7 protein-coding genes and 3 pseudogenes are annotated in these 7,135 nt (G+C 64.7%); 5 read left to right on the forward strand and 5 right to left on the reverse strand.

The genetic code is table 11. The features are described 5' to 3' along the window. The coding region (locus QMK34_RS46350) for a tyrosine-type recombinase/integrase (RefSeq protein WP_326421357.1) at window positions 1-275 on the forward strand (275 nt) is incomplete at its 5' end. Window positions 276-356: 81 nt separating this feature from the next. Here the strand turns inward: QMK34_RS46350 and QMK34_RS46355 are convergent. After that, window positions 357-1,150, reverse strand: a pseudogene (locus QMK34_RS46355) (IS256 family transposase); the annotation flags it as partial. Between the two features lie 126 nt (window positions 1,151-1,276). Here QMK34_RS46355 and QMK34_RS46360 point away from each other — a divergent pair. From QMK34_RS46360 to QMK34_RS46370, 3 genes and pseudogenes are all read left to right on the forward strand, one after another. Then, window positions 1,277-2,204 (forward strand): annotated as a pseudogene (locus QMK34_RS46360) (IS5 family transposase). 134 nt (window positions 2,205-2,338) lie between these two features. Further along, window positions 2,339-3,049, forward strand: coding sequence for an alpha/beta hydrolase (locus tag QMK34_RS46365; RefSeq protein WP_326421358.1), 711 nt, complete (start codon window positions 2,339-2,341; stop codon window positions 3,047-3,049). 125 nt (window positions 3,050-3,174) lie between these two features. Further along, window positions 3,175-3,333 carry a hypothetical protein gene (locus QMK34_RS46370; protein ID WP_326421360.1) on the forward strand — a complete coding sequence of 53 codons (159 nt, stop codon included), beginning with the start codon at window positions 3,175-3,177 and terminating at the stop codon, window positions 3,331-3,333. A 416-nt stretch (window positions 3,334-3,749) separates the two neighbouring features. On the opposite strand, the gene QMK34_RS46375 is transcribed toward QMK34_RS46370, so the two are convergent. The 4 genes and pseudogenes from QMK34_RS46375 to QMK34_RS48190 all read right to left on the reverse strand — a co-directional run. After that, window positions 3,750-4,241 (reverse strand): SCO family protein, encoded by a 492-nt coding sequence (locus QMK34_RS46375; protein WP_326421362.1) that lies wholly within the window; start codon window positions 4,239-4,241, stop codon window positions 3,750-3,752. After that, complete coding sequence (locus QMK34_RS46380; RefSeq protein WP_326421364.1) at window positions 4,238-4,459, reverse strand: hypothetical protein; 222 nt, start codon at window positions 4,457-4,459, stop codon at window positions 4,238-4,240. Before QMK34_RS46380 ends, QMK34_RS46375 begins: the two co-directional genes overlap by 4 nt. Window positions 4,460-4,533: 74 nt before the next feature. Continuing rightward, entirely contained in the window at window positions 4,534-5,769 is a 1,236-nt protein-coding gene (locus QMK34_RS46385; RefSeq protein WP_326421365.1) for a linalool dehydratase/isomerase domain-containing protein, read from the reverse strand. A 141-nt stretch (window positions 5,770-5,910) separates the two neighbouring features. Continuing rightward, window positions 5,911-6,072 (reverse strand): annotated as a pseudogene (locus QMK34_RS48190) (carboxymuconolactone decarboxylase family protein); the annotation flags it as partial. A gap of 175 nt (window positions 6,073-6,247) precedes the next feature. Between QMK34_RS48190 and QMK34_RS46390 the strand changes: the two are divergent. After that, a complete protein-coding gene (locus QMK34_RS46390) occupies window positions 6,248-6,529 on the forward strand; it encodes a group II intron maturase-specific domain-containing protein (RefSeq protein ID WP_326421366.1) in 282 nt (93 codons plus the stop codon). The last annotated feature ends 606 nt before the right edge of the window (window positions 6,530-7,135 follow it).

Genomic DNA, 7,135 nt, shown 5'->3' on the forward strand with positions numbered 1-7,135 from the left:
CGACAGCAGCCGTGACCTGCCCGTCACTAGCTGGAAAAAACGTGACACCACACGTTTTGCGCCATACCACCGCGATGCGACTGCTCCACTCCGGCGTCGACATCACCGTCATCGCACTCTGGCTCGGCCACGAAAACACAGCCACCACACAGATTTATCTGCAAGCGGACCTTGAACTCAAACAACGCGCGCTGGACAGAACCGCAGCCCGGACCAGCGCACCAGGCCGCTACACGCCACCTGACGAGCTCCTCACGTTCCTCGAAAGTCTTTGATTATGCCGACATCTCCAGCACGATCCCCACCACAGGCAACGATTTCCGACGAAACCTCGGCATAACCGCGATGTCGGGGTAATGAACGATGCACGTTTGCACGATCGTCTGCGGCCACACCTGGGCCACCGCATCAGGGAGGCCCTTCAGCCCGTCACACACCACAATGCAGCAGTCGGTGGTGCCCCGGTTCCTGATCTCTCGGTCAGCACCCGCAACCAGTACTTCGCGCCCTCCCCGTAGCCGTGTTCGCCGGCCCAGAGCCCGAGGATGTCCCGCGTGCCCTCGACGGTGACGGCCAGGGCGACGTAGATCGGCCGGTTCGCGACGTTCCCGTCCCGGATCTTGACGTTGATACAGTCAATGAAGATCACCGGACAGATCGGGTCCAGCGGCCGGCTCTGCCACTCGCCCATGCCGTCCATCACCCGGTCGGTGATCGTGGAGATGGTCTGCTTCGACACCTCCGCGCCGTAGATCTCGGCCAGGTGCGCAGAGATCTCGCCGTGCGTCACACCCTTGGCGGACAACGAAATCACCAAGTCGTCCACACCGGTCAAACGTCGTTGCCGCTTCGCCACGATCTTCGGCTCGAAGGAGGACTCCCGATCCCGCGGCACGCCGATCTCCACCGGCCCGGCCTCGGTCAGCAACGTCTTGGACCGCTTCCCGTTGCGGGAGTTCCCACCGTTACGCCCAGCTGGCTCATGCTTGCCGTACCCGAGATGGTCGTCCATCTCACCTTCGAGCGCGGACTCCACCACCACCTTGGTCAGCCGCTGCAGCAGCCCACCCTCACCGGTCAGCTGCAGACCCTCCGACCGGGCCCGCGCAGTCAGCTCCCGAACCAGCTGCTCGTCCACAGCACCGGTCATCTCGCCCGACACACCCTGCGTCACTTCAGTCACTGGCGTCTCCTACTCCTCAGGAGTTACACCCTTATTTGTACAGTCCCAGCGTGTCTCCCAAATATCTGCGTCCTGATCAGCGAGGATCGGTTGGTGACGCGGGTGGGTGTGATTTCTGATGAGTTCTGGGCGGTTGTCGAATTGGTGATGCCCTCGGATGAGGGTAAGCGGGGCAACAGGTTCAGTGATCATCGGTTGATGCTGGAGGGGATCGCGTGGCGGTTCCGCACGGGTTGTCCGTGGCGGAACCTGCCCACCGATTTCGGGCCGTGGCAGACGGTGTGGAAACGGCATCACCGGTGGTCCTTGGACGGCACCTATGACGACATGTTCGCCCAGGTCGCCGCCGTGTTCGGGGTCGACACCGACATGGCCGAGAACGTCGAGAAGCTGTTGTCGGTGGATTCGACGAGCGCGCGGGCGCATCAGCATTCCGCGGGCGCACGGTCCGACACGCTGGCCACAGGGGGCTCTGGCGAGTTACAAGAAAGCCGCCGATGAGCCGTTCGACCACGCGATCGGCCGTTCACGGGGCGGGCTGACCACGAAGATCCACGCTCTGACCGACCAGCGGGAGGCCCCGGTCGGGATCCGGTTGACCGCAGGCCAAGCCGGTGACAACCCCCAGCTGGTGCCGTTGCTCGACGACTACGCCGAGAGGCGTCGGGCCGTGGGCGAGCCCGGCCGCGACTTCCGGCTGCTCGGCGACAAGGCGTACTCGCATCCGAGCACGCGAACCACCTTGCGGGCCAAGAAGATCAAGCACACCATCCCCGAGCGCACAGACCAGATCGCCCGACGGAAGGCCACAGGATCGGCCGGCGGCCGGCCACCCGCGTTCGACCCCGCGCTTTACGGCCTGCGCAACACCGTCGAACGCGGCTTCAACCGACTCAAACAATGGCGCGGCATCGCAACCCGCTACGACAAATACGCGCTCACCTACCTCGGCGGTGTCCTCCTCGCCTGCGCCGTCATCCACACCCGAACAGGAACCAACAAATCGGGAGACACGCCCTAGGCTGACAGGCAAACCACAACCGACTCCAATTCCATCATCCCGACCTCCTCTCGCGCCGTCGAGCGACGAGAACGGGAACCCCCGCACAGTGGCGGCGGTGGCCGCTCAGCAATCCCTTATGACATAATTTCGTCATGAATTTTGTCTTCGTTCCGGGCGTCAACCACGGCGGATGGTGCTGGCATCCCGTGGGACAACGGGTGCGCGCCGCCGGTCACGCCGTATACGCCCTGACGCTTCCAGGTTTGGCGATGGGCGACGATCCCTCCGGGCTGCGCCTGACCGACGCGGTCGACCACATCGTGGGCGAGGTGGAACGGCGTGATCTCCACGATGTTGTGCTGGTCGGCCATAGCTTCGCCGGCATCCCGATCAGTGGTGCTGCGCCCCGGATCTTGGGCCGCTTAGCGCACGTCGCCTTCCTGAGTGCGTTCATCCCCCGCCGTGGCGAGTCCATGGCCGCGGCTCTGGGGCCGGACACGGCCGCATGGATGCAGTCCATGGTGCACGCGTCGCCGGACGACACCATCGACATCGACTTCGAGACCTTCAGTACCCGCCTCATGCAGGACGAGCCGGTGGAGCTGCAGAAACTCGTGTTCGATCAGCTGACCCCCCAGCCGGGTGGTTACGTGCTCGACTCGTTGGATGTCGATGGCCTGGACACACTGGGCGTACCGATGGCCTACCTGCTTGCCGAGCGGGACATCGCCCTTGCCGCCTCCGGCATCGAACTGGCCGGCCGCCTCGGACTGGAACCGATCATGGTGCCCGGTACTCACGAAGCGATGCTGACCCACCCGGATGACGTGGCCAAGGCCCTCCTGACCAGCACTGGAGGATGACGAGCTGACTTTGTATCCGCCCTGCGCCCAGTGGCTAGGAGGTCGGTTTGGGACGTTCGTCGGGCGTCAGACAGCCAGTCCGCCCAGTGTTGTGGAACACGAGCACGGAAGTCAGTATGCCGAACATGAGTTCGATGCCCTCGGGTCTGCGAGGCTGGCGGCGGATCGACCCGCCACGGCCGGTGTGGGTGAACGTGCCGCGCCTGTTTCCGGTGCACCCGCACCACCTGTACACGTCGACACCGCACGGCACCCGAGCCCGTATGATCATCCGCGCCGGGTGAGCGCCGGACGTGGTCAGCTTGGCCAAGAACTCACGATCGACAGCCGACAAACCGATCGTGAACACCTTCGGACGAGGCATCGTGAGGACATCCTCTCAGCAGAAATCGTGCACTGCCAAGAACTCCTACACCAAATACATCCAGACTTAGCGGCGACACGCTACTAGGGCGTGTCCCCGACTGGTCGAACGGATGACGTGGTCAGGGCGTGGCGGGTCCGGGTAAGGGCCACCAGAATGACGACCGTCAGGCGCAACAGCGGTCGATCTGCGTCGCGGTGTCGGTTTGGCCGGTGACGGAGTCAGGCCGGCAGCAGGTGGTTGGGGTAACGCCAAAGTATCCGATCTAGAGGTCATACCCCGACCATCGATTCCGACCGCAGGGGCGGTAGTCCCAGTCGATTACCGACGTCGCGGTCACCGATCGAGATGGGCGCGCAGCCGGGCCACCAGCTCCTTCTGGGGCATCGCGTCGGAAAAGTGCGCTTTGTACTCCCCCGCGGGGGAGACCAGGTAGGTGATCGCTGTGTGCGGCACGGAATATCCGTCCGGAGCGGCGGAATCGTCCTCGCGTCGCGCGAACACTCGGAACGCCGCCTTGACCGCCTCGATGGCCTCCGCCGATCCCGTCAACCCGGTGAAATGCGGATATTCACGCAGGAACTCCCTCATCACGGTGGGAGTGTCACGGTCGGGGTCGACGGTGATGTACAGCGGGCTGATCGTTCCGGTCGGTTCGGCGAGGTCGTCGAGGGTCGCGGACAGCCGCCGCAGCGCCCTCGGGCAGACCGCTCCGCAGTGGGTGAACCCGAAAAACACCAGCTGCCAGCGGCCTCGGTAGCTGCGTTCGGTCACCGGACGGCCGTGGTGGTCGACGAGGGAGTACGCCGGGGTCGTCGGTGCGCTCATCGGTCCTGCCTGAACGTGATCAGCCGGGCGTCATCGTGGCACCGCAGCACCACGTCGTCGCCGCGCACCCGGAGAGCTTCCGTCGGCGCGGCCGGCTCCGGCACAGCCTCGGCGCCGTCGATACGAGCGATCGGCTGCCCGTCGGCGCTGACCGTCCACCGTCCCCGGCCAGCGACCCGGGAGATCGTGACGGTGCCGTCGCCAGGTAGGTCCGGCACCCGCCGGAGCCGCGTCTGCAGTACTCCGTCGACAACCTCGGCTCGGCTGACCTCGACATTCCGATCGACAGCGGTCAGCGCAGGCTCATCGAAACGGACCGGCGACCACGGCCGGTCGTACAGTCCCTGCAGGCCGTCTGCACGTTGAGTCGTGCGTAGCCCAGTAGCACGTTGCCGCTCATCGGCTCGATCTCGACGCGGTTTCCGCGTTCGTCGGTCAGAGTGTCGTTGCGCGGATAGTACAGGCCACCGTCACGCCAGGCCGGATTCATGAACCGGTCCGCGTGCTCGAGTAGTCCTCGCACGGTGTCCTCGTCTCCCATTTCCGAGGCCCAGGCCGCGACCCAGCCGTAGTCGACGACATCCACGACCACCCGTTGTCCCATGACCTCCCGTGCCGGGGCCGGTGCCACGGACAGCGTTCCGTCCGGTCCAGTGCGGAGGAACTCCTTGACCTGGCGTGGGTAGTTGGTTCGTACGAACTCGCCGTTCCACATGTTCATCAGCGCACCGCACCAGGCGTCCACCCAGGGCACGCGCAGCGCGTTGGGCTGCACTCTTTTCGAGTCTTCGAGCAGCATCATGTTGTAATGCCCGGCCTCGTCGAGGCGGCCGAACTCGGCCCACGCGCGCTCATAGCCGGCAACGACTTCCTCGGCGCGGTGTCCACCGGTGAGGAAGTCGTGCAGCCGAAAGCCGAGAATCGCCGGCTGGTTGCAGATCTGGAAGATGCAGTTGGGTTCGCAGGCCACACCGAGGTAACCGCTGCGCACCATCTGCCAGTAGATGTGCTCGTTGAGTGATTCCCGGTCATAGCTGAACCGTTTCTCCCCACCACCCCAGAAGAACGACCAGTGGTGGAGGGTCAACGAGCCTTCGGCGGCGTAGCGGTCGCTGTCGAAGAGGTAGTCGTGCAGCAGGGCCATCGACTGGACGTAGGCGCTGTACATGATGTTGTCCCGCACCACTGGATCCCACTGCTCACTCAGCGAGCCGGCCAGGTGCGCGTTGAAAACCGAGCCACCGCGGCTGACATCGCGCCAGTACGACCACACTTCGGGCAGCAGGATCTTGTCGATCAGGCGCTGGATCGCCGGCTGGAACAGGCCCGGCGCGGCCGGCAGCCGATGCCGGTGCGCCAGCGCCAGCGCATAGGCCGCGTAGGCCAACTGAAAGCGATAGCCGCCGAAATCCTCCTGGCCGCTTCCTTTGCCCTGCATCAGGGACCAGTCGTTGGGCAACCGCCGAGACAGGTTGTCGAAATGCCGCAGATGACCGATCTGCTCGGGGGTGAGTGTCTTCGTCGACACCGGCGCCTCCTCCGAAAAAGGGTTGTCAGCGTTGGGGCGGGTCGTCGTGCGGGCCGGCGTCCGCCGCCCGTGCGACGGACTCCATAGCAAGTGAAGCACGCGGGTAGCCGAGGTGGTTGGCCAGCAGCGTCATCATGGCGGTCAGCGCGTCGTGGTCGAGCCGTTGCGGCGCGCCAGCCGCAGATGCGTGTCCAGGCGAATGCCGGTCAAGCCCTGCGTGACGAGGGCGGTGATGACGACGAGGCTGCGGTCTCGCGATGTGAGCGCGGGACTCGACCACGCCGGGCCTCCGGGGGAGAGAAAGGCTTCGGCGAAGACCGGCCCAACGCACTGGCCATCGCGGCAGGCACCTCGTTCTCGGACACCACGGAGATCGCGGAGTAGGCGGCGATGCCCTGATCGCGCCGCGTCACGCCGCCTGCTTCCTGCCCGCGACTAGCAAGAACGCCCTGAACAAGATCAGCGGTGAAGTCCGCCGATGGCGGCTGCATGCAGGACCAGGCATAGCTTCGTCGAACTGGCCAAGAAGATCAATCCGATCGTTCGAGGCTGGATGCAGTACTACGGGGGGTTCTACCGCTCCACGCTGTGTCCCTTCCTGGCACGCATCAGCACCTACCTGGTGCGCTGGATCCGCAAGAAATACAAGCGGTTGCGGCCCCTCAAAAAGGCCCTGCTGTGCTGGCAACGCATCACCCGCCAGTACCCCAGGCTCTTTGCCCACTGGGCATGGGTCCACACCGCCTGGAGAACAGGATGACAAGAGCCGTATGACGGGAGACTGTCACGTACGGAGTGCGCCGTGAGGCGCTTCGTCGTATCCCCGACGCAGTCGGGAGGAACTCGGAGGGAGGTTCTTGGGTCGCCTGACTTACCTGGACGGGAACATAGCATGTCAGGGAAGCGGTGACCGTCTGGAGGCGTCCAGGGCGGGGTGTCGCAAGGCCCGTGCGATATGGCCAAAGCTGGATTGCCTGAAGCCTAATCCTCAACGATGAAAGTGAGCATCCGTCGGAATGACGCTCGAAACCGGCGGCGTGTCATGTCCGGGCATGAACCGTGAGACCGGGCAACTTTCGTGACACGCGGTGCCGTCCAACGAGGACGGTCAAGGGGATGAGTGGGCGGCCTACGTCGCGCTCGATACGTACAACGAAGACGTACCACGGGATCACCTACAGGGCGCGAGCCCCACGGTGACGGAGTGCGAATAGTAGTCGCGGGAGTAACGCCCCGCCGGGGCACGGCAAAGGCAAGATCATCTAGCGTGACGTCGATGTAGCAGCGCGTGATCGTCTGCGGCTGGGTGCGACGGGCACAGGGCGCAATATGGGGATGACCTCCTGTCTGGAAATATGAGGTTTGC

Source organism: Amycolatopsis sp. H20-H5 (assembly GCF_035828755.1).
Taxonomy (GTDB): domain Bacteria; phylum Actinomycetota; class Actinomycetes; order Mycobacteriales; family Pseudonocardiaceae; genus Amycolatopsis.